Source organism: Achromobacter kerstersii, assembly GCF_902859595.1.
GTDB classification, from domain to species: domain Bacteria; phylum Pseudomonadota; class Gammaproteobacteria; order Burkholderiales; family Burkholderiaceae_B; genus Achromobacter; species Achromobacter kerstersii.
The window spans coordinates 1-17,912 of sequence record NZ_CADIJQ010000021.1 but is presented as its reverse complement, the minus strand read 5'-3'; the positions used below and the strand labels follow the sequence as shown (position 1 = coordinate 17,912).

Below are 17,912 nucleotides of genomic sequence, written 5' to 3'. Positions count from 1 at the left end.
GGCAGTGCGCGCTGCGCGCCACCCTTTACCCCCCAAACACCGACGGGGGGGAACATTAGAAAACGAATCACCAAATTCGCGAAAGCGACCACCAAGGAAACGCCCACAGATGCGTAAGCCGAGTAAGGCCGCCCGCGCGGCCGCCACTCGGCGGGCCCCGCAGCACTCGTCACTAAGGCACCCCCTAGCATCGCCACGACCCAAGACAACGGCAGCCCGTCGGCGCGGTGGCCCTGACTGCGCGCAACCTCGATGCGCCCGAGGGAATCTGAAGGGAAGGCCGTAGGCCTGGACGAAGATGACGAGGGGGAAGTCCGGAGCGAAGGCTCCGGACCGCAATCGTGGGCGCGCGCAGTCAGGGCCACCGCGCCGATGGGCGACCTACGAAGCCTGACGCCCCCGCAACAACAAGCACCCAACGAAGCCCACAAACCTCCGCAACAACAAGCGACCGAAGAAATCCCCCGACCGCCAAGCCCCCTAAAGCACCCCCAAAATCGCATCCCGAGCCTGATGCGACAACTCCAACCGCGTAGGCAGACTCCCATCCGGATGACGCGCCTCCAGCACCGGCAGATACACCACCTCCACCGACAGCCCCGTCGTCCCCATCACCCGCCAAAGATTCGCCACCAGACTCTCTTCGCCGACAAACGCAGCAAACCCATCCCGCTTGCCGTCACGCATAAACCGCAACGCCACCGGTTGGATTTCAACCGCCGCCGACCGCGCCGGTTCGAACAAACTCGCATGGAAAGGCAGCAGATCAAAGCCTTCAGTGGTCGTGCCTTCCGGAAACAAGCCCACCGCATCGCCCAGCTTGAAGCGAGCCTGCATTGACTCCCCCATCGCGTGCACCGCATGGCGTTGGCCGCGTTCAATGAACAACGTGCCCGCGCCCGCCACCAGCCAGCCAATCACCGGCCACTTGCGGATTTCGCTTTTCGCCACGAAAGACGTCGCCCGGGCGGAATTCAGCACAAAGATGTCGATCCACGACACATGGTTCGCCACCATCAGCACCGGCCCGCTCAGACGCGGTTGGCCCTTGAAGGACACCCGCAGCCCACAGGCCGCCATCAACGCCCGCGACCATGTGCGGTTCAGCCACGCGCGCGAGGCCGGGCGGATAAAGGGATAAACCAGGCCCACACAAAACAGGCCAAAGAGGATCAGCGGCAGCACCAGAGCCAGCCGTAGGACAAAGCGCAGCAGCTTCAAACTGAAGTCTCCCAGGCCAGCTGGCCACCGACCACGGTGGCGCGTACCCGACCGGGCAGCATCATACCTGCGAACGGTGACGCGGCGCTGCGGCTTTGCAGCGCCGCCGGCATCACCAGCCATTCGGCATCCAGATCAGCCAAACACAAATCCGCAGGCGCCCCCACCCCCAACTGGCCAGCCTGCGCCACACCCGCCGTGATCGTGTTCAGCACCGCGCCCGGGCCGGACGTGACGCGCGCCAATGCTTCGATCAGCGGCTGGCGACGATCCCGCACCCACTTCAGCGTCAGCGACAGCAACAACTCCAACGCTGTCGCACCGGGCGTAGACATCGGGAACGGCGCGGCCTTGCCTTGGGGAGTGACCGGCGTGTGATCCGAACACAGCGCGTCGACCAGCCCTTCGGCCAGCGCGGCATGAATCGCATCGCGATCCCGTTGCCCGCGCAACGGCGGCTGCACATGAAAATTCGTATCGAAGAAACCGATATCAACGTCGGTCAAATGCAGGTTATGCGCCGACACGTCCGCCGTCACCGGCAAGCCTTCCCGCTTGGCTGCACGTAGCAGCTCCAACCCCGCCGCCGTCGACAGACGCGTCAAATGCACGCGGGCGCCGGTTGCGCGCTGAAGTTCAAAAATGGTGTGCAGCGCCACCGTCTCGGCTTGGGGCGGCAAGCCTTCCAGGCCCAGACGTTCGGCATACGCCCCGCTGGCCGCCACCGCACCACGCGCCAGCCACGGGTCTTGCGGACGCAGCCACAAGGTGTGGCCCAGGCCGCTGGCATAACGCATCGCGCCCCACAACACGCGCGTATCGGCAATGCCATGCTCACCTTGCGCATAGGCGATGCAGCCCGCGCGTGCGAGCAGGCCCATCTCGGTCAGCGTCTCGCCCGCCAAGCCCACCGTCATCGCGCCCAGCGGATGAATGCGGGGTTGGCCGGCTTCGGTGTGACGCATCAAAGACTCGACCTTGCCCGGTTCGTCCAGCGCCCCGTCTGGGTCCGGCGGCATCACCAGGCGGGTCACGCCGCCGGCCAATGCCGCACGCAATTCAGCCGGCGCGAATGCCGTGCTGGCCGCGTTGGCCCCGGCGGCCGGCTGCGTCACGCGGGCAGACAGATCAATCAGCCCGGGCAGCACCGCCAGCCCGCTGGCGTCCAGCACGCGATCAGCGTGAAACCCATCAGGCGCGGCATCCACGGCCACCACGCGGCCATCGGCCACAAACAGATCATGCCGCCCGTCCACCCCATTTGCAGGGTCGATCAAACGGCCGTGGGCGATGTGCAGCCTCATGGCGGGTCTCCGGCCAGCACGCTCAAGGCAGCCAGGCGCAGGTGTTGTTCAATGCCGGCCAACTGCGCTTCGATGGGCGGCAGGCTGGCGGCCACATCGCCGTCCACTTCCACGCCCGGCGTCAGCGGGCCACCGGGCAGCAGCAGCGCATCGGGCTTGGCGGCGGCAAGCGTCGCGAGCGTCACGCCATAGGCTTGGGCGTATTCCCGCGCGGAAGGCAGCAACGCGCCGCTGATGGCTTCCATGTTCAAGGGCAGAACGATGATCACGTCGGCATCCTGCAAACCTTCCTGCAACGTGGCGCATGCGCGCACGCCCAACTGCGGCAGGCTTTCCGGCAGCAGCGTGCGTGGGGCGGCCACGCGCACATCAGGCACGCCCAGCGTTGTCATGGCGTGAATCAGCGAGCGCGCCACGCGCGAATGGCGGATGTCGCCCACCAGCGTCACGGCCAGATGGGTCAGGTCTTGTTTGATGTCCAGCATCGCCTGCACGCGCGCCAGAGCCGGCACGGGGTCGGCATGCACGCCATCGCCGGCATTTAGAACGCGCAGCCCGGGCGCCGCATGCGCGGCGGCGCAATGGGCCGCGCCGCTGGCCGCGTGGCGCAGCACCAGCACGCCTGGCTCCAAGCGCGACACGGTCTGGGCCAAGGCATCGCCCGCTTGCGGATCGGCCTCTTGCGCATCCAGCACAACCGGCAGCAGCGACAAGCGCGTGGCGGCTTGCGCGTAGGCGTCGCGGTCGGGGTCGTCGTCAGGCAGGGAAAGAAAGACGGGGCGCGGCGTGGCAAGCGGCGGTTCGCCTGCGGCCCAGGCTCGCGCGGTATCGAGCAGACGCTCGACGTGGCGCCGCGGCAGCCCTTCCGTTGTCAGCAGATGAATGAGTTCGCCGCGGCGATCAAGTTGCGGATTGAGCATAAGCAGGACGAGCCGCGCGCGTCAGGTCGCAGGCAGAGAGTCTAGATACCGTTGCAGAATAACAGCCGCGGCCATCGCATCGTCGGCCGCGTGGGTGCCCAGCAGGCGTTGCGCTTCCATGCTGGAACCGCGTTCGTCGACCAGTTCGACAGCGATGCCGAAACGGCCATGCAGCTGATTCGCGAAGCGCCGGCAACGCGCGGTGGCGGGCTGTTCGCCGCCGTCGGCGTCCAGCGCCAGCCCCACAACAACGCGATGGGGCTGCCACTCTTGAAGCAAGGCGGCGATGCGGCCGAAGCGCGCATCGCGGAGTTCACTGAAGATGATTTCCAGCGGACGCGCCTGGCGCGTCAGCGTGTTGCCAATGGCGATGCCAATTTTCTTTTCGCCGAAGTCAAAGCCAAGCAGGGTTTCTTCAGGCATGGCCTGCATCGCCCGCCAGCATCACCGGATCAATACCCAGCAGCTTGAGCGCGGCGGGGTAACGGTCTTCGGCAGGCACGTCGAAAATGATGTGGTCGTCGGCGCCCACGCTGAGCCAGGCGTTCTGGCCCATTTCGCTTTCCAGCTGCCCTGCGCCCCAGCCGGCATAACCCAGCGTGACCAGCATGCGGGCAGGCCCGTTGCCGTCGGCCACGGCTTGCAGCACGTCGCGCGAGGTGGTCAGCGCCATGGCGCCCATCTTGATGCTGGAGCTGTAATCGCCGGCAGGCGCGTGCAGCACGAAGCCGCGATCGGTTTGCACCGGGCCGCCGAAATAAACCAGCGTGTCTTTGACGGGGCCGATTTCAAGCGTCAATTCGATGCGCTCGAACAAGGTGCCCAGCGTCAGGTCGGTGGGCCGGTTGATGACCAGGCCCAGCGCACCGCGTTCGGTGTGTTCACACACGTAAATGACCGAGCCAGCCAGGCTGCCTTCGACCATGCCGGGCATGGCGATCAGGAACTGGTTGGCAAAGTTGGCCGCCTGCGTCGAGGCGGATTCGTGGTGTTTTTCCGTCATGGCAACCCCTTCATGGGTAGTCTGAAAGAACCGAGGACGAGGCGCACGCTAACGTGGCCCATCATGCCTGGCGGCAGACCGTCCTGCGGTTACGAGGGATGGGGTGTGGCCCCATCTTACGAGCCTTGGCGGAATAGGTCAGCGGGTCTGGCTTCAGATTTCCATCAATTCAAAGTCCTCTTTGCGGGCGCCGCATTCGGGACAGACCCAGTTCGGCGGCACGTCTTCCCAGCGGGTGCCGGGTGCAATGCCTTCGTCAGGGAGGCCGGCCTCTTCGTCATAGACCCAGCCACAAATCAGACACATCCAAGTACGCATAGTTCTCTCTTACATCAAATCCCGACCCGGTTCCCCGCGGCGGGGCAAAGGTGGGGGGCTTCCATTAGAATGGGGACAATCTTACCGAAACCCAATAGGGGTTCCCCTGATTCACCTCAAAATGAATCCAGGTCCCCCGCTCAAGCTCAAGCGCTGTCTACGTGGCCCCCGTTACTCCCCCTCTCGTTTTGGTCTTCGGCCCGCTCGATCCCTCGGGATCTGACGGCTTGCCCGCTGACGCCGTTACCTGCGCCCGTCTGGGTTGCCATGGCTTGGCGGCCGTAACCGCGCTGACCGTGCAGGACACTGCCGGCATCGAAGAAATCCATCCCGTTTCGCCCGACCTGCTGGACGACCAGGCACGCTGCCTGCTGGAAGATATGTCCGTGCAGGCAATCAAGGTGGGCGGACTATACACCGCGGAAACGGCAAGCGTTGCCGCGCAAGTTGCCGCCGACTACAGCCAGGTGCCGCTGGTGCTGCACCTGGGCCAGCGCGCCCCGCTGCCGGCGGATGCCGCCGACGAGGACGACGCCGACGATCTGCTGGCCGCCACCCTTGAACTCGTGCTGCCGCAAACTGATCTGCTGGTCATCGAGCACCTGCGCCTGGCGCAGTGGCATGCCGATGGCGACATCGATATCGGGGACGCACCTTCGCCCATGCACGCCCTGGTGGCGGCGGGCGCGGAATGGGTGCTGGTGCTGGGCAGCCCCCAGCGCCCCGGCCATTACGCCAACGTGCTGCTCGGCCCTGCCGGCCAGACGCACACCTGGCCGTGGCAGGCGCCGCCGGATCGCAACGGCGACGCCGGCGGCTTGGCCGCAACCGCCATCACCGCCATGCTGGCGCGCGGGCTGGAAATGCCCGAAGCCGTGCGCCAGGGCCTGGCGCATGCCGACGCGTCGGTGGCCGCCAGCTTCCTGCCGGGCATGGGCCGGCGCATTCCCAACCGGATTCAACCGCAATGAAACCGCTGCGTTTTCCCGCTGGCCTGTATGGCGTCACCCCGGAATGGGACGACACCGAACGCCTGATGCAGGCGGTGCGCAAAGCTGCCGAAGGCGGCATGCGCGCCCTGCAACTGCGCCGCAAGAACGTGCCCGACTCGGTGCGCGCCGAACAGGCGCGCGCGCTGGCGCCGCTGTGCCGCGAGCTGGGCGTGGTGTTTCTGATCAATGACGACTGGCGCCTGGCGCTGGACGTCGGCGCCGACGGCGCACACGTCGGCCGCGAAGACGCCAGCCTGGCGCACATCCGCGCCGAAGCCGGCCCCGACCTGATCCTGGGCGGCTCCAGCTACGACGACCTGACGCGCGCCCGCGAACTGCTGGACGCCGGCGCCGACTACATCGCCTTCGGCGCGATGTTCCCATCGACCGTCAAACCAGATACCGTGCGCGCGCCGCTGTCGGTGCTGACCGAAGCCCGCCGTCTGGTCGAAGAACGCGACGCGCCCCGGCCCGCCGTGGTCGCCATCGGCGGCATCACCCCCGATAACGCGCTGCTCGTCGCCCAGGCGGGCGCCGATTCCATCGCCGTCATCACCGGACTTTTCGAAGCGCCCAGCATCCGAGCCGCCGCGGCGGCCTGCTCCGCGCCCTATTCAACCCATCGCAAGCCTTGAACGCCATGTCCCGTAACGAACAGCTTTTCGAACGCGCCTGCCGCAGCATCCCCGGCGGCGTGAACTCGCCCGTGCGTGCCTTCCGCTCTGTCGGCGGCACGCCGCGCTTCATCAAGCGTGCGCAGGGCCCGTACGTGTGGGACGCGGACGACAAGCAGTACATCGATTACGTGGGCTCGTGGGGCCCCGCCATCCTGGGCCACTCGCACCCCGAAGTGGTGCGCGCGGTGCAGGAAGCCGCCGTCAACGGCCTGTCGTTCGGCGCCCCCACCGAAGCCGAAATCGAACTGGCTGAAGTGCTGATTTCGCGTCTGCCGTCGCTGGAGCAAGTGCGCCTGGTCAGCTCGGGCACGGAAGCCACCATGACGGCCATCCGTCTGGCGCGCGGCGCCACGGGCCGCGCCAAGATCGTGAAGTTCGAAGGCTGCTACCACGGCCACTCGGACAGCCTGCTGGTCAAGGCGGGCTCCGGCCTGCTGACCTTCGGCAACCCCAGCTCGGCGGGCGTGCCGCCGGAATTCGTGTCGCACACGCTGACCCTCGAATACAACAACCTGGACGCCGTGCGTGAGGCCTTTGCGCAGCACGGCGCCGACATCGCTTGCATCATCGTTGAGCCGGTTGCCGGCAACATGAACCTGATCAAGCCCGCGCCCGGCTTCCTGGAAGGCTTGCGCGAGGTCTGCACGCAGCACGGCGCGCTGCTGATTTTTGACGAAGTGATGACCGGTTTCCGCGTCGGCCCGCAAGGCGTGCAGGGCCTGACGGGCGTGAAGCCCGACATCACCACGCTGGCCAAGGTGATTGGCGGCGGCATGCCGGTGGGCGCCTTTGGCGGCAGCGCCGAAGTCATGAAACACATCGCCCCGCTGGGTGGCGTGTATCAAGCCGGCACGCTGTCGGGCAACCCGGTGGCCGTGGCTGCGGGCCTGGCCACGCTGCGCTTGATCGCCGCGCCCGGTTTCTACGAGAAGCTGTCCGCCCAGACCGCCAAGCTGGCCCAGGGTTTGCAAGAACGCGCCCGCGCCGCCGGCCTGGCATTTTCCGCGGATTCCGTGGGCGGCATGTTCGGCATCTATTTCAGCAACTCGGTGCCGGCCACGTTCGCCGAAGTGTCCCAGTGCGACACGGCGGCGTTCAACCGCTTCTTCCACGCCATGCTGGACCACGGCGTGCACTTCGCGCCGTCCGCGTTCGAAGCGGGCTTCGTGTCGGCCACGCATGACGACGCCGTGATCAAGTCCACGCTGGATATCGCCGAAAAGGTTTTCGCGGCGATGTAAGCCTTGCGGGGCGCCCGCTATGCCGGGCGTCCCTGAATCAGCTCGCGGGACTTCGCACCTGACAGTCCCGCAGCGCCTTGCTCAAGGCGTCTTGTAGCGCTCGTACAAGGCCGTCACGTCCCTGACGTACGCCTGCGTTTCCGCATACGGCGGCACCGCGTCGTACTTGCGCACCGCCCCTTCCCCCGCGTTATACGCCGCCAGCGCCAGGTCCAAGCGGCCCGGGTACTGGTCGATCAATCGGCGCAAATGGCGTGAGCCCGCTTGCACGTTCGTCGCCGGGTCCACCAGCGCGCGCTCGATGTCATCCACCGCCAGCACGGACGCGGCCGTCGACGGCATCAATTGCATCAGGCCGAGCGCGCCCTTGGGCGAACGCGCATCGCTGCGAAACCCCGATTCAATCGCGATGACAGCCGTCAGCAGCGCCCGGTCCACGCCCGAATCCTGCGCCGCGCGAGCGATCAGGCCGTCGTGCGCGGTGGGCGGCTTGGCGTCCCCCCAGCGCAGGGCGCGGGAAGTAGGCGTCGACGAAAGCGATGCCAGTTTCGCGCCGTCCCCCGGCTGCGGCGGGCATTCCAGACAGACCTTGATGCCGTTGCCCCGCCACACGGTGCGCGCCTGCGCCCGCTTGTAATACTTGGCGTAGCCGGTGGGCACTTTCATGGCGCGCCAGACGCCGTAGGGGTCTTTGTAGCGGTAGATATCGGCGGCTTGGGCAGGGCTTGCGGGCGCCAGCGCCAGCGCGCCCGCCGCAATGGCCGTCAGCGCCGCCACGCCCCCGGCTCGCGCCAGAAGGGCGCGAAAGGCCGGCAGAATGGATCGGTGAGGACATTGCATGTCGGGGCTCCGGCGGCGTCCAAAGACGCGTTGGCGAGTCCCTATGCTGCGGCGATCAGTCCGGTTTGTCGCTCGGTCCTACGTCCTAGTCCCCCGCCGCGAGTCAAATCCCAATGTGAAACAGGGCCGTAACTAGGACAGATGACCGACGCTGCGCTAGAATATGTCGCAATATTTCGTTTATTTACCAAATGAATGAACCTGGCCGCTTCGTGCCAGGCGGGAGAGGCTGAGATGGACGCAGAAAACACGCTCCAGCTGGTGCTGGATGCCACGACCAACGTCCTGACGGCGCTATACACGCCGCCTCCGCGCCCCGAAGCGCCGTTGCCAGACGATGACCCCACGGCCGACGCCGCCAGCACGGACGCCGCCCCCGCAGATGCAAGCGGCGAAGCCGCTTCCGAGCAAGACACCGACACCGCCGTCGCGGTGGACCCCGCCCCCCACATCAATCCAGACGCTCCCAACTGGGACACGCTGACCGCCGCCGCCGTCGCGCACGGCTGGACCGCCGACGCGCTGGACAACCACGCCGCGCTAGCCTTCATCGAACGCTGCCGCAGCGCCACCGAGCCGGTGCAGTTTCCCGTAGGCCAGGTCGTCGACGGCTCGTTCGAACTGGAGCTCGACCCGTCGCGCATGAGCGCGCTGCTGACGCTGCATCCGCCCAAGGGCGGTCAGCCTGTCACGCTGGACATGGTCCGCCACGCCATCGCCGACCGCGGCATTGTGCACGGCGTGCTGGAGCAAGCGTTGGCCGAAGCGGTCGAACAGGGCCGCCGCGAAACGGTGATGATTGCCCAAGGCACGCCGCCCACGCGCGGCACCCCCACGCGTTTTGAAAGCCTGCTTGATCGCCTGAAACCGCGCACCCAGGAAATCGACGAACTGGCCCATGTGGACTACCGCGACTTGGGCAGCCTGCTGCTGGTGTCGCCCGGCACCCCGCTGATGCGCCGCATTCCGCCGTTGCCCGGCGTGGACGGCACCAACGTGCTGGGCGAACCCGTGCTGCCCGACGAGATGCCCGACACGCCCTTCTCCAAGGAGCTGTCCGGCGTAGCGGTCGACCCGGAAGATCCGCTGCTGCTGCGCGCCACCATCGCCGGCACGCCCACGCTGATCAGCCAGGGCGTGCAGGTGAACCCGATGGTGGAAGTGGACGCCGTCAACCTGTCCACCGGCAACATCACGTTTGAAGGTTCGTTGCAGGTGCGCGGCGACATCGCCGCCACCATGGAAGTGCGCGTGACAGGTGACGTGGTGGTCAACGGCACCATCGAAGCCGCGCTGGTCGAGGCCGGTGGCAGCGTCACGGTCAAGGGCGGCATCATCGGCATGGCCGAAGCGCTGCAAGACGCCGCCGCCACTGCGCGCACCGCCCACATCGTCTGTGGCGGCACGCTGAAGGCGAAGTTCATTGAAAACGCCATCATCAGCGCGGGCAAAGACGTAGAGGTGGAACGCGAAATCCGCCAAAGCAGCATCGCCGCCGGCGGCAGCGTGCTGGTCGGCCCGCCGAACACGCAGCAAAGCGCCATCACCGGCGGCCAGACGCGCGCCTTGAACGCGGTGCGCGCGGGTACGCTGGGTTCGCCCTCGGGCATTCCCACGCTGATCCAGGCGGGTCTGGACCCTCACGCCGACATCAAGCGTTCGGCGCTGACGCGCAAGCGCCTGAAGATGAACGAAGAAAAGGCCAAGCTGGAACAGCTGCTGATCTTCCTGCAAGCCAACCCGCAGCGTGCCCCGGCTGATGTGGCCGAGCGCGCCCGCAATACGCACGTCAAATTCGCGGGCGACCTGCTGGCGCTGGAAGAAGAGGAAGGCCAGTTGATCCGCGACCTTCAGCCCCTGCATACCGCCATGATCACCGCCACGCGGCGCTTTTGCAGCGGCACGAAGATCCAGCTGGGCAACAAGATGCAGGAATTCCTGGAAGACCAGGTCGGCGGCAAGGCTGGGCTGGAAGAAGGCGAGATCGTCATCCGCTGACCTCGCCCCCGGGGTGATCCGGCCGCCGTCAGATCACCCACCCGCGGCCATCACGCCACATCAAGACGCCAACATCAAGGCGCCAGTTCCTTGAACCAGACCCGCGGCGAGATGCCGCGGTCTGGCCCCAGGATGGAAAACCCGCCATCCACCGGGATATCCACACCCGTCATCCACGACGCGGCATCCGAACACGCAAAGCACACGGCGGCGGCAATCTCGTCACCTGACCCCACGCGGCCCAGCGGATGAAAATGCGCGCCCACCGCATCGGCGGCCTGGCGCGATCCCCCCGACAATTGCTCAACCGACGGCGACCACGTCCACGCCGGCGACACCGCCAGCACGCGCACCCCGGACGGCGCCAGCTCTACCGCGAAGTTCTTGGTAATTTGCAGCATGGCCGCCTTGGACGCCGGATACAGCGCGCGCCCCGCCGCCCCGAACTTGCCGCCCGTGCTGCCCATGTTCACCACCACCCCGCCGCGCGGCAGGTGCGCCGCCGCCATTTGCGTGAAGATGGCGGCCGACACCAGGTTGGTGTCCAGCGTGCTGTGCCATTCCTCGCGCGAGGACGCGAGACCCCGGTCCGCGTACTGGCAGGCGTTGTTCACCAGGATGTCGAGCCGGCCGAAGCGCGCCAGCGTGGCATCAATGCAGCGTTGGATCTGCGCGTCCTGGCCGATGTCGGTCTCGCAATACAGGGCGCGTTCGCCCAGCTCCTGGGCCAGCGCCTCGCCGGCGGACGCGTTGCGCCCCACCAGCACCACATTGGCGCCCGCCGCCGCCAACCCGCGCGCGATGTCGGCGCCCAAGCCCTGCGTGCTGCCAGTGACGATGGCGGTCTTGCCGGCCAAGCCGGGAAAGCCTGAGAAATCCATGAACAATCCTTGATCAGTGCGGCGCGGCGGCCCAGCGCACAGCATCCGCCACCGAGCCCGTTTGCGCAATCAGCCGCATGCTGGCAAGCGACGCCTGATGCACCGCTTCATCGGCGGACGCGCACGCATCTTCCGCCACCATCACATCAAAGCCGATATCCGCCGCGTGGCGCACCGTGCCTTCCACCACCGAATGCGTCGCCACGCCCGCCACCACCAGCCGGCGCGCGCCAATCACCCGCAGCGTTTCTTCCAGCGGCGTGCCGTAAAAGGCGCTGATGCGCGTGTGCTTCACGATGAACTCGCGCGAGCTGCCGGGCAGCGGCTGCAACCCGTCATAGAACGCGCTGCCCCACTGCCCTTCCGGCACTGCGCCAATGGTCGCCACGTTGCGGAAGATCTCGCAGTTGGCCAGCAGGTCGGCGTAGTCGGGCCGAAACGCGATGCGCACATGCACGATGGGCAAGCCTTGCTTGCGCGCACCGTCCAGCAAGGCGGCGGCGCTATCCAGCAGGCGCTGGCGCGCGCCGTTGTCGGCATCCAGCCCGACGCGGATCTTGCCGTCGGGATGCAGCACGTCATTCTGATAGTGCAGCGCCAGCACCGCGGTGTCCGTCATCATCAAACGAACACCTCGAACACATCGTGCACGTCGTCGCAATTGACGAGGTCCACGCGCTTCATGCGGATGCGCCAGCTGTCGCCGTCGGCGGCCAGCTTGTGCGTGTAGCGGCCGGCGAGCTGACGCGGCTGGCGCTTGCGCCATTCCGTCATCTGGAACACGGAATGCACCACCAGATTGCCGCCCGCATCCACGCCTTCCACCTGCACGCCGCCCACCAGCCGCACGCTGCGCGTGGGCGGTTGCTGCGACCAGTTGCGCGGGTGCTCCAGGCGCCGGATGCGCACGTCACGCAGCATGCGGTCTTCCCAGAACAGCGAAATGTGGTCGTACGGACTTTGCTGTTCGTGCGTGCGCGGCATCCAGTACATGCCGTCCTGCGTCCACAGCGCCTGCCAATCGTCATAGCGCCGCTCGTCCAGCAGCCGCGCCTCGCGATACAGAAACTGGGCGATGCGGTGGTAGGCATCCGCCGGCACATCCGCCGGCGACAGGTTCGTTGTGCTGACGTCGAATTCCAGATCTAGCAGCATGCGCCTTCTCCCGTGGCGGACGCGTTCCCGTTCGGCGCCGCGCCGGCTTCCATATAAGTCTTCCACGCGCGAAATTGGTTGCGCATGGGCAATTCGCTGGTGCCGTTCACAGACACCATGCCGTCGGCGTCGCTGCGGTCGCTGCCGTGGTAGCGGTGCATGCTGACCCACTCGCCGCCGCGCGTGGCGTTGCCTTCCTGGCAGCGGTTATAGAGTTCGATATCGTCCGGCATGACGTTGGACGACGGCGAGTTGATGACGTTGGCGTACAGCATGGCGCGCTTGAACACGCCGTCGGGTGCGCCCTTGCAGCGGAACGTCTGGATCTCGATCAGCGTGCGGTCCACGGCAATCGGGCGGATCACGCGGAACTGCTGGAACACCGTGTGCGGCGAGCCGCTGCCGTAGATCACCGTGTTGTGGCGGTTCATGCCCAGAATCTCGCGGGCGCGATCTTCGCCGTAGGCGGCCGTCAGGGTCTCGAAGTGCGCGCGCGACACCGGGTCGCGTTCGGCCGCCCCCGGGTTGAAGATGCCTTCCATGTAGCCGTGGCCGTTGTCATAGGCGCGCAGCTCCAGCTTTTCCCAGAACTCGTAGGGCTCGCCGTTGCCGTCCATGATGTGCAGCTCAAGCGGCATCTCGCCCATTTCCTTGGCCTCGTCGCGGGCCGCGGCGTAAGACGATTCATGCGTGACACGGGCGTGCATGGTGTCGTGCAGGTTCTCGTAGAACACCTTCCAGTTCGACCGCTGCATCACGCGGAAGATGCCGCCTGCCACTTCGACTTCGCCCACCGGGGAACGGTCGCACAGGTTGTCGATCGACGAGCGCACGCCGCCCAGAAAGTCGGTCAGCTCGGGGCCTTCCTTGGACTGGCTGGCGAACACAAAGCCGCGATAGCTTTCCACGCGCGCAAGGCGCCGCATGGAAAACGCCGGGTCAGTGGGGTCATACGACGTGCCTTCCAGCCCTTGCTTGAGCGGCACGCCCAAGTGGCTGCCATCCAGCTTGAACGTCCATGCGTGATAGGGGCAGCGAAAGAACTTGCCCACGCAGCCCTCGCCATCGGCCACCACTTTTGCGCCCTTGTGCGGGCAGCGGTTGTACAGCACGTGCACGCGGCCATCAGAGGCGCGCACCATCAGCACGTCCTGGTCGCCCACGCGGGTGGTGTGATAGTCGCCCGTCTTGGGCACCTGGCTTTCATGGCCCACGTAGATCCAGGCGCGGCCGTAGATGCGCTGCATCTCAAGATCAAAAATGGCCGGGTCGGTGTACACGCCGCGGTGCACGCTATCGCCGCGCACCATCGCGGCCAATTGTTCTTCGGTGTAAGACATGTCGCTCTCCTACTTGTTGGCGCTGTCTTTCCAACGCGCCATCAGCGTGTTGGACGGCAAGGTCTCGTCCAGCAGCTTCGCCGCCGTTTCGCGGCCCGCCACCGGCAGCCCCTTGGGGTCCAGCAAACCCACCTGCACCAGCACGCTGGCCTGGTCCCAATAGATGTGCTCGTGATAGAGCTTGTCGCCGCGGAACTTCACGATGGCGATCAGCGGAATCTCAACCGGGCGGCCGGTCGGCGCAACGCCGGGCAACAGCCAATCGATCTCGGTCGTGTGCGTGAAGCAGAACAGCAGTTCATCAACGATCTGGGTTGCGCCCACCGTGCGCGACAGCGGAATCAGCCGCGTATCCGGCGGGTTGCTGTTAACGAAATGATGCTGATAGAAGCGCGACAACTCCTTGTGGCCCACACCGCCCGTCATGGTCGGGATATGGTTCACGTAAGGCTCGGCCACCATCGTAGCCATGGTGGCAGCGACGTCGCGCGTGCCGAATTCGTACTCGCAGTGCTTGTCCCACAAGGCCGAATAATCGAACTCCGGGCCGATCGCACGTTGCAAGGCCGCCATGCTGCGCTGGTGCGCCATCAGGGCGGACGGCTTGTCGTAGTGATCGCCGCCCGTGCGCGCAAACGCGTGGTCCATGCCCGGGTACACGTACAGTTCCACGCCGGGCTTGCCACCCAGCGCGTCCAGGATGCGCTGGCGCGCGGCGGGCGGACAGAAGCCATCCTGCTCGGCAATGTGCAGCACCAGCCGGCCGCGCAGGGTCGCCGCTTCGTCCAGGCTGTCTTCAATGCCCACGCCGTAATAACCCACGGCCACGTCCACATCGGTGCGGCACGCGGCCAGATACGCCAGCTTGCCGCCCAGGCAATAGCCCAGCACGCCCACACCGCCCTGCTGTTCAGGCAGCTCGCGCAACTGCGCGATGGTGGACGCGATGTCTTTCAAGCCCTGCTCCACGTCAAAGCCCTTGTACAGCTCGAACGCGCGCGGCATGTCGGCCGGGCCGTCGGTCAGCTGGATGCCGGGCTGCTGGCGCCAGAACAAATCCGGCACCAGCACCACATAGCCCTCTTCGGCCAGCAACTGCGCCGCGCGGCGCATGAAGTCGTTCACGCCAAAAATTTCCTGGCACAGCACCAGGCCCGGGCCATGGCCCGAGGCCGGCACGGCCAGGTAAGCGCCAAAGGACTTGCCATCGTGCGAGGGTATCGTCACCTCACGCGTCGTGATGTTCTGGGTCATGCGATTCTCCTTGTGATGCGCAATGCGCAGTGCGCGATGCGTATTGCCTTACTTCATCTGGCAGGCGGCAGCGAACGGGTCCTGGTACTGCGTCAGCACCGTGCCCGACAGTTTGTTGCCCAGCTTGCCATCCGCGCCCGCCTCGACGACGCGCAGGTAATAGTTCTGGATCGGATATTGGTTGCGGTTGAACTTGAAGTCACCCCGCACCGATTTGAAATCCGCGCGCCGCAGCGCCGCACGCAGCGCGTCGGCCTCAAGCTTGCCGCCCGTCTGGCGCACGGCGCTGTCCAGCAGCATGGCCGCGTCATAGCCTTGCGAGGCATACAGCGTCGGGCTGCGGTTGTACGTCTTCTTGAAGTCGTCCACGAATTTGCGGTTGGCCGGGTTATCCAGGTCAGCCGCCCATTGCGACGTGTTGTGCAGCCCAGCAATGGGCGCGCCCACCGCGGCGATCGTGTCCTCGTCGCCCGAGAAACCCGGCGCCAGCAACGCGATGTCTTTCGACAAGCCAGCGCCGTTGAACTGCTTGATGAAATTCACGCCCATGCCGCCGGGCAGAAAGAAGAACACGGCATCCGGCTTGCTCGCGCGCAGGCGCGTGATCTCAACGCCATAGTCCAATTGGCCAAGCTGGGTGTAGATCTCTTCCGACAAGCCACCCTTGTACAGACGCTTGAAACCGTTGAGCGATTCGCGGCCGCCTGGATAATCGGGCGCAATCAGCGCCACGCGCTTGAAGCCCTGGTCCGCGGCGTACTTGCCCATGGCGGCGGGAATGTCCTCGTTCTGCCAGGCCACCGCAAAGAAATTGGGGTTACAGCCCGCGCCAGCGTAGTTTTCCGGCCCGGTATTGGTGCTGAGATAAATCGTGCCCGACTGCAAAATGGCCGGCATCACCGGCAGCAACACATTCGAAAACACGATGCCCGTCATGACATCCACGCGGTCACGCTTGAGCAGCCGCTCCACCGCCTGACGGCCCGTGTCCGCCTTCTGCTGATCGTCCGCCACCACCACTTCAGCGGGCAACCCGCCCAGCTTGCCGCCGGTATGTTGCAGCGCCAGATTGAACCCGTCTCGAATTTCATTGCCCAGCGCCGAACCCGGACCAGACAACGTGGTCAGCAAGCCAACCTTGACCTGGTCGGCGGCCGAAGCGCCAGCCACCGCAGACATGCAAACCAACGCCGCCAGCGCGCGCCGGCTCCAGAGATTTCGATTCATGTGCCACCCCGATTCGTCGCCAGCCGCGCTGGCGGAAAGCTGACAGATCCCGTCTGCCGTCGGTTCACGCATGCTGCCGATCAAAGTCGCCAAGCTTACGCGCCGCGACGACGCCCTCCAAGACGTGCCGGGAGGACCTTGCGGCTAGCGTATGCCGCCCGCCAGCCCGGCTCTATCCGATTCCGGCCAGTCTTATCCGGGATTCACTTAATTCCAAACGCTTGACGTTTAAATTACTCTGGCCGCTGACACGGGAGCGTTCCCGTCCCGGAGGCATCCATGCAAGGCTGGTCCCGACTCGCGCTTGCGCCGCTCTTCAAACGGCGTGTATTCAGCTCCACCCAACAAGACGAGACCCGCGCGCGCGTGTCCGAAGCCTTGAAAGACCACCGGCTGACATGGAAAGGCGGCCGCGTGGACGCCGAGCTGAACCGCGGCCGCTTCGGCGCATTGACGGTCTGTACGTTGCGCTACGGCGCCGAAGTCCACATCGAACCCGACCGCCTGCAAGACTTCATGCTGGTGCAAGTCCCGCTACGGGGCCGCGCCTGTATCGAATGCGGCGACGAGCGCGTCAACGCCAACCCCGACTGCGCCGCCGTCATCGCCCCCAACCGCCCGCTGCGGCTGCACTGGGAAGCCGGCTGCGAACAACTGCTGCTGAAGATTCCGCGCGGCAAACTCGAAGCCATCGGCCGCCGCGCCTTCGGCGACGCCGCCACCCGCCCGCTGGACTTCAGCCCCGCCCTGCGCCTGGACAACCCCATCGGCGCCGCCTGGCGCAGCATGGTCACCAGTCTGATCCACCTGTTGCCCACACTGGACGACGGCGCCCCGCGCCCGCCCGCCGCGTGGCTGGAGCACATGGAAGACACGCTGGTCCTGCACCTGCTCTACAACCAGCCCAACACCTGGCAGCAGCAAGCCGGCCACTCCCCCGCCGTCCCCCGCCGCCTGACGCTGGCCGAAACCTACATGCGCGACCACCTGTCCGCCCCACTCACCCTGACCGACATCGCCCGCCACGCCGGCGCCAGCGCCACCGCCTTGACCCGTTTGTTTCAAGAGCACCGGGACACCACGCCAATGCACGCACTGCGCGCCTTACGGCTGGACACCGCAAGGCGCAAGCTGAAGACCGACGCGCAAACGAGCGTGACGGAAGTCGCGCTAGGCGTAGGCTTCGGACATCTGGGGAGATTTTCGGAGTATTACCGGGAACGGTTCGGCGAATTGCCGAGAGAGACGAGGCGCGTGGCGTAGAGAGCAATTGAGGGGCGACGCGCGGCACGTGGCGTAAGGTCCACTTGACGCGCAACGCGATGCGAACCGTGCGACAGAGAGCGATTGATGGGTTACGCGCGCTAAGCAGCAGCGCGACGCGCATCACCACGACGCACCACATCGCGTAAGCCCCACAAGGCCGCCCGCGCGGCCTGTGGTGGTCAAGTTTTAGTGGACACGTCGATAGGTGTTTTTTGGACGCTGGCTGGCTTCATAGGCAGCCGGCGTCAGATAGCCCAGCGTAGAGTGCAGCCGCC

Annotated in this window: 18 protein-coding genes; 5 read left to right on the top strand and 13 right to left on the bottom strand. The window is 66.1% G+C overall.

Features of this window, described 5'->3' with window-relative positions:
• Nucleotides 1–480: 480 nt before the first annotated feature.
• From HV765_RS30985 to HV765_RS30960, 6 genes are all read right to left on the bottom strand, one after another.
• Nucleotides 481–1,221, bottom strand: coding sequence for a lysophospholipid acyltransferase family protein (locus tag HV765_RS30985; protein WP_054423272.1), 741 nt, complete (start codon nucleotides 1,219–1,221; stop codon nucleotides 481–483).
• Entirely contained in the window at nucleotides 1,218–2,525 is a 1,308-nt protein-coding gene (locus tag HV765_RS30980; protein ID WP_175172072.1) for a dihydroorotase, read from the bottom strand. The genes HV765_RS30985 and HV765_RS30980 overlap by 4 nt, the downstream gene beginning before the upstream one ends.
• Nucleotides 2,522–3,445, bottom strand: coding sequence for an aspartate carbamoyltransferase (locus HV765_RS30975; protein WP_175172068.1), 924 nt, complete (start codon nucleotides 3,443–3,445; stop codon nucleotides 2,522–2,524). The genes HV765_RS30980 and HV765_RS30975 overlap by 4 nt, the downstream gene beginning before the upstream one ends.
• A 21-nt stretch (nucleotides 3,446–3,466) precedes the next feature.
• Nucleotides 3,467–3,868 carry a Holliday junction resolvase RuvX gene (gene ruvX / locus HV765_RS30970; protein ID WP_175172067.1) on the bottom strand — a complete coding sequence of 134 codons (402 nt, stop codon included), beginning with the start codon at nucleotides 3,866–3,868 and terminating at the stop codon, nucleotides 3,467–3,469.
• Entirely contained in the window at nucleotides 3,861–4,448 is a 588-nt protein-coding gene (locus HV765_RS30965) for a YqgE/AlgH family protein (protein WP_175172065.1), read from the bottom strand. Before HV765_RS30965 ends, ruvX begins: the two co-directional genes overlap by 8 nt.
• A 153-nt stretch (nucleotides 4,449–4,601) precedes the next feature.
• Nucleotides 4,602–4,766, bottom strand: coding sequence for a rubredoxin (locus HV765_RS30960; protein ID WP_003814980.1), 165 nt, complete (start codon nucleotides 4,764–4,766; stop codon nucleotides 4,602–4,604).
• 125 nt (nucleotides 4,767–4,891) lie between these two features.
• On the opposite strand from HV765_RS30960, the gene HV765_RS30955 reads away from it, so the two are divergent.
• Genes HV765_RS30955 through hemL form a run of 3 tightly spaced genes read left to right on the top strand, consistent with a single transcriptional unit; the run spans nucleotide 4,892 to nucleotide 7,676 of the window.
• Nucleotides 4,892–5,737, top strand: a complete 846-nt coding sequence (locus HV765_RS30955) for a hydroxymethylpyrimidine/phosphomethylpyrimidine kinase (protein WP_420840203.1) — start codon at nucleotides 4,892–4,894, stop codon at nucleotides 5,735–5,737.
• Nucleotides 5,734–6,393 carry a thiamine phosphate synthase gene (gene thiE / locus HV765_RS30950; RefSeq protein WP_175172063.1) on the top strand — a complete coding sequence of 220 codons (660 nt, stop codon included), beginning with the start codon at nucleotides 5,734–5,736 and terminating at the stop codon, nucleotides 6,391–6,393. Before HV765_RS30955 ends, thiE begins: the two co-directional genes overlap by 4 nt.
• A 5-nt stretch (nucleotides 6,394–6,398) precedes the next feature.
• Nucleotides 6,399–7,676, top strand: a complete 1,278-nt coding sequence (gene hemL / locus HV765_RS30945) for a glutamate-1-semialdehyde 2,1-aminomutase (RefSeq protein ID WP_175172061.1) — start codon at nucleotides 6,399–6,401, stop codon at nucleotides 7,674–7,676.
• An 81-nt stretch (nucleotides 7,677–7,757) separates the two neighbouring features.
• On the opposite strand, the gene HV765_RS30940 is transcribed toward hemL, so the two are convergent.
• Nucleotides 7,758–8,516 carry a lytic transglycosylase domain-containing protein gene (locus HV765_RS30940; protein ID WP_054423265.1) on the bottom strand — a complete coding sequence of 253 codons (759 nt, stop codon included), beginning with the start codon at nucleotides 8,514–8,516 and terminating at the stop codon, nucleotides 7,758–7,760.
• A 234-nt stretch (nucleotides 8,517–8,750) separates the two neighbouring features.
• On the opposite strand from HV765_RS30940, the gene HV765_RS30935 reads away from it, so the two are divergent.
• Nucleotides 8,751–10,514, top strand: coding sequence for a DUF342 domain-containing protein (locus HV765_RS30935; protein WP_175172060.1), 1,764 nt, complete (start codon nucleotides 8,751–8,753; stop codon nucleotides 10,512–10,514).
• Nucleotides 10,515–10,588: 74 nt separating this feature from the next.
• Here HV765_RS30935 and HV765_RS30930 read toward each other — a convergent pair whose 3' ends face one another.
• The 6 genes from HV765_RS30930 to HV765_RS30905 are packed head-to-tail and all read right to left on the bottom strand — an operon-like array spanning nucleotide 10,589 to nucleotide 16,371.
• Complete coding sequence (locus HV765_RS30930) at nucleotides 10,589–11,395, bottom strand: SDR family oxidoreductase (protein WP_175172058.1); 807 nt, start codon at nucleotides 11,393–11,395, stop codon at nucleotides 10,589–10,591.
• 13 nt (nucleotides 11,396–11,408) lie between these two features.
• Nucleotides 11,409–12,017 carry a cysteine hydrolase family protein gene (locus tag HV765_RS30925; RefSeq protein ID WP_054423263.1) on the bottom strand — a complete coding sequence of 203 codons (609 nt, stop codon included), beginning with the start codon at nucleotides 12,015–12,017 and terminating at the stop codon, nucleotides 11,409–11,411.
• Nucleotides 12,017–12,550, bottom strand: a complete 534-nt coding sequence (locus HV765_RS30920) for an aromatic-ring-hydroxylating dioxygenase subunit beta (protein ID WP_175172056.1) — start codon at nucleotides 12,548–12,550, stop codon at nucleotides 12,017–12,019. The genes HV765_RS30925 and HV765_RS30920 overlap by 1 nt, the downstream gene beginning before the upstream one ends.
• Nucleotides 12,541–13,890: an aromatic ring-hydroxylating dioxygenase subunit alpha gene (locus HV765_RS30915; protein WP_054423261.1), complete on the bottom strand. Its 1,350-nt coding sequence runs from the start codon at nucleotides 13,888–13,890 to the stop codon at nucleotides 12,541–12,543. Before HV765_RS30915 ends, HV765_RS30920 begins: the two co-directional genes overlap by 10 nt.
• A 9-nt stretch (nucleotides 13,891–13,899) precedes the next feature.
• Nucleotides 13,900–15,144, bottom strand: coding sequence for a dienelactone hydrolase family protein (locus HV765_RS30910; RefSeq protein ID WP_175172055.1), 1,245 nt, complete (start codon nucleotides 15,142–15,144; stop codon nucleotides 13,900–13,902).
• Between the two features lie 48 nt (nucleotides 15,145–15,192).
• Complete coding sequence (locus HV765_RS30905) at nucleotides 15,193–16,371, bottom strand: ABC transporter substrate-binding protein (RefSeq protein ID WP_175172053.1); 1,179 nt, start codon at nucleotides 16,369–16,371, stop codon at nucleotides 15,193–15,195.
• Nucleotides 16,372–16,650: 279 nt separating this feature from the next.
• Between HV765_RS30905 and HV765_RS30900 the strand changes: the two genes are divergently transcribed.
• Nucleotides 16,651–17,634, top strand: a complete 984-nt coding sequence (locus HV765_RS30900; RefSeq protein WP_175172051.1) for an AraC family transcriptional regulator — start codon at nucleotides 16,651–16,653, stop codon at nucleotides 17,632–17,634.
• Nucleotides 17,635–17,912 lie beyond the last annotated feature (278 nt).

Excerpts from the sequence above, each read along its gene's own strand:
- HV765_RS30980 (WP_175172072.1), bottom strand. The coding sequence starts at position 2,525 with ATGAGGCTGCACATCGCCCACGGCCGTTTGATCGACCCTGCAAATGGG.
- HV765_RS30975 (WP_175172068.1), bottom strand. The coding sequence starts at position 3,445 with ATGCTCAATCCGCAACTTGATCGCCGCGGCGAACTCATTCATCTGCTG.
- ruvX (WP_175172067.1), bottom strand. The coding sequence starts at position 3,868 with ATGCCTGAAGAAACCCTGCTTGGCTTTGACTTCGGCGAAAAGAAAATT.
- HV765_RS30965 (WP_175172065.1), bottom strand. The coding sequence starts at position 4,448 with ATGACGGAAAAACACCACGAATCCGCCTCGACGCAGGCGGCCAACTTT.
- HV765_RS30960 (WP_003814980.1), bottom strand. The coding sequence starts at position 4,766 with ATGCGTACTTGGATGTGTCTGATTTGTGGCTGGGTCTATGACGAAGAG.
- thiE (WP_175172063.1), top strand. The coding sequence starts at position 5,734 with ATGAAACCGCTGCGTTTTCCCGCTGGCCTGTATGGCGTCACCCCGGAA.
- hemL (WP_175172061.1), top strand. The coding sequence starts at position 6,399 with ATGTCCCGTAACGAACAGCTTTTCGAACGCGCCTGCCGCAGCATCCCC.
- HV765_RS30940 (WP_054423265.1), bottom strand. The coding sequence starts at position 8,516 with ATGCAATGTCCTCACCGATCCATTCTGCCGGCCTTTCGCGCCCTTCTG.
- HV765_RS30935 (WP_175172060.1), top strand. The coding sequence starts at position 8,751 with ATGGACGCAGAAAACACGCTCCAGCTGGTGCTGGATGCCACGACCAAC.
- HV765_RS30930 (WP_175172058.1), bottom strand. The coding sequence starts at position 11,395 with ATGGATTTCTCAGGCTTTCCCGGCTTGGCCGGCAAGACCGCCATCGTC.
- HV765_RS30925 (WP_054423263.1), bottom strand. The coding sequence starts at position 12,017 with ATGATGACGGACACCGCGGTGCTGGCGCTGCACTATCAGAATGACGTG.
- HV765_RS30920 (WP_175172056.1), bottom strand. The coding sequence starts at position 12,550 with ATGCTGCTAGATCTGGAATTCGACGTCAGCACAACGAACCTGTCGCCG.
- HV765_RS30915 (WP_054423261.1), bottom strand. The coding sequence starts at position 13,890 with ATGTCTTACACCGAAGAACAATTGGCCGCGATGGTGCGCGGCGATAGC.
- HV765_RS30910 (WP_175172055.1), bottom strand. The coding sequence starts at position 15,144 with ATGACCCAGAACATCACGACGCGTGAGGTGACGATACCCTCGCACGAT.
- HV765_RS30905 (WP_175172053.1), bottom strand. The coding sequence starts at position 16,371 with ATGAATCGAAATCTCTGGAGCCGGCGCGCGCTGGCGGCGTTGGTTTGC.
- HV765_RS30900 (WP_175172051.1), top strand. The coding sequence starts at position 16,651 with ATGCAAGGCTGGTCCCGACTCGCGCTTGCGCCGCTCTTCAAACGGCGT.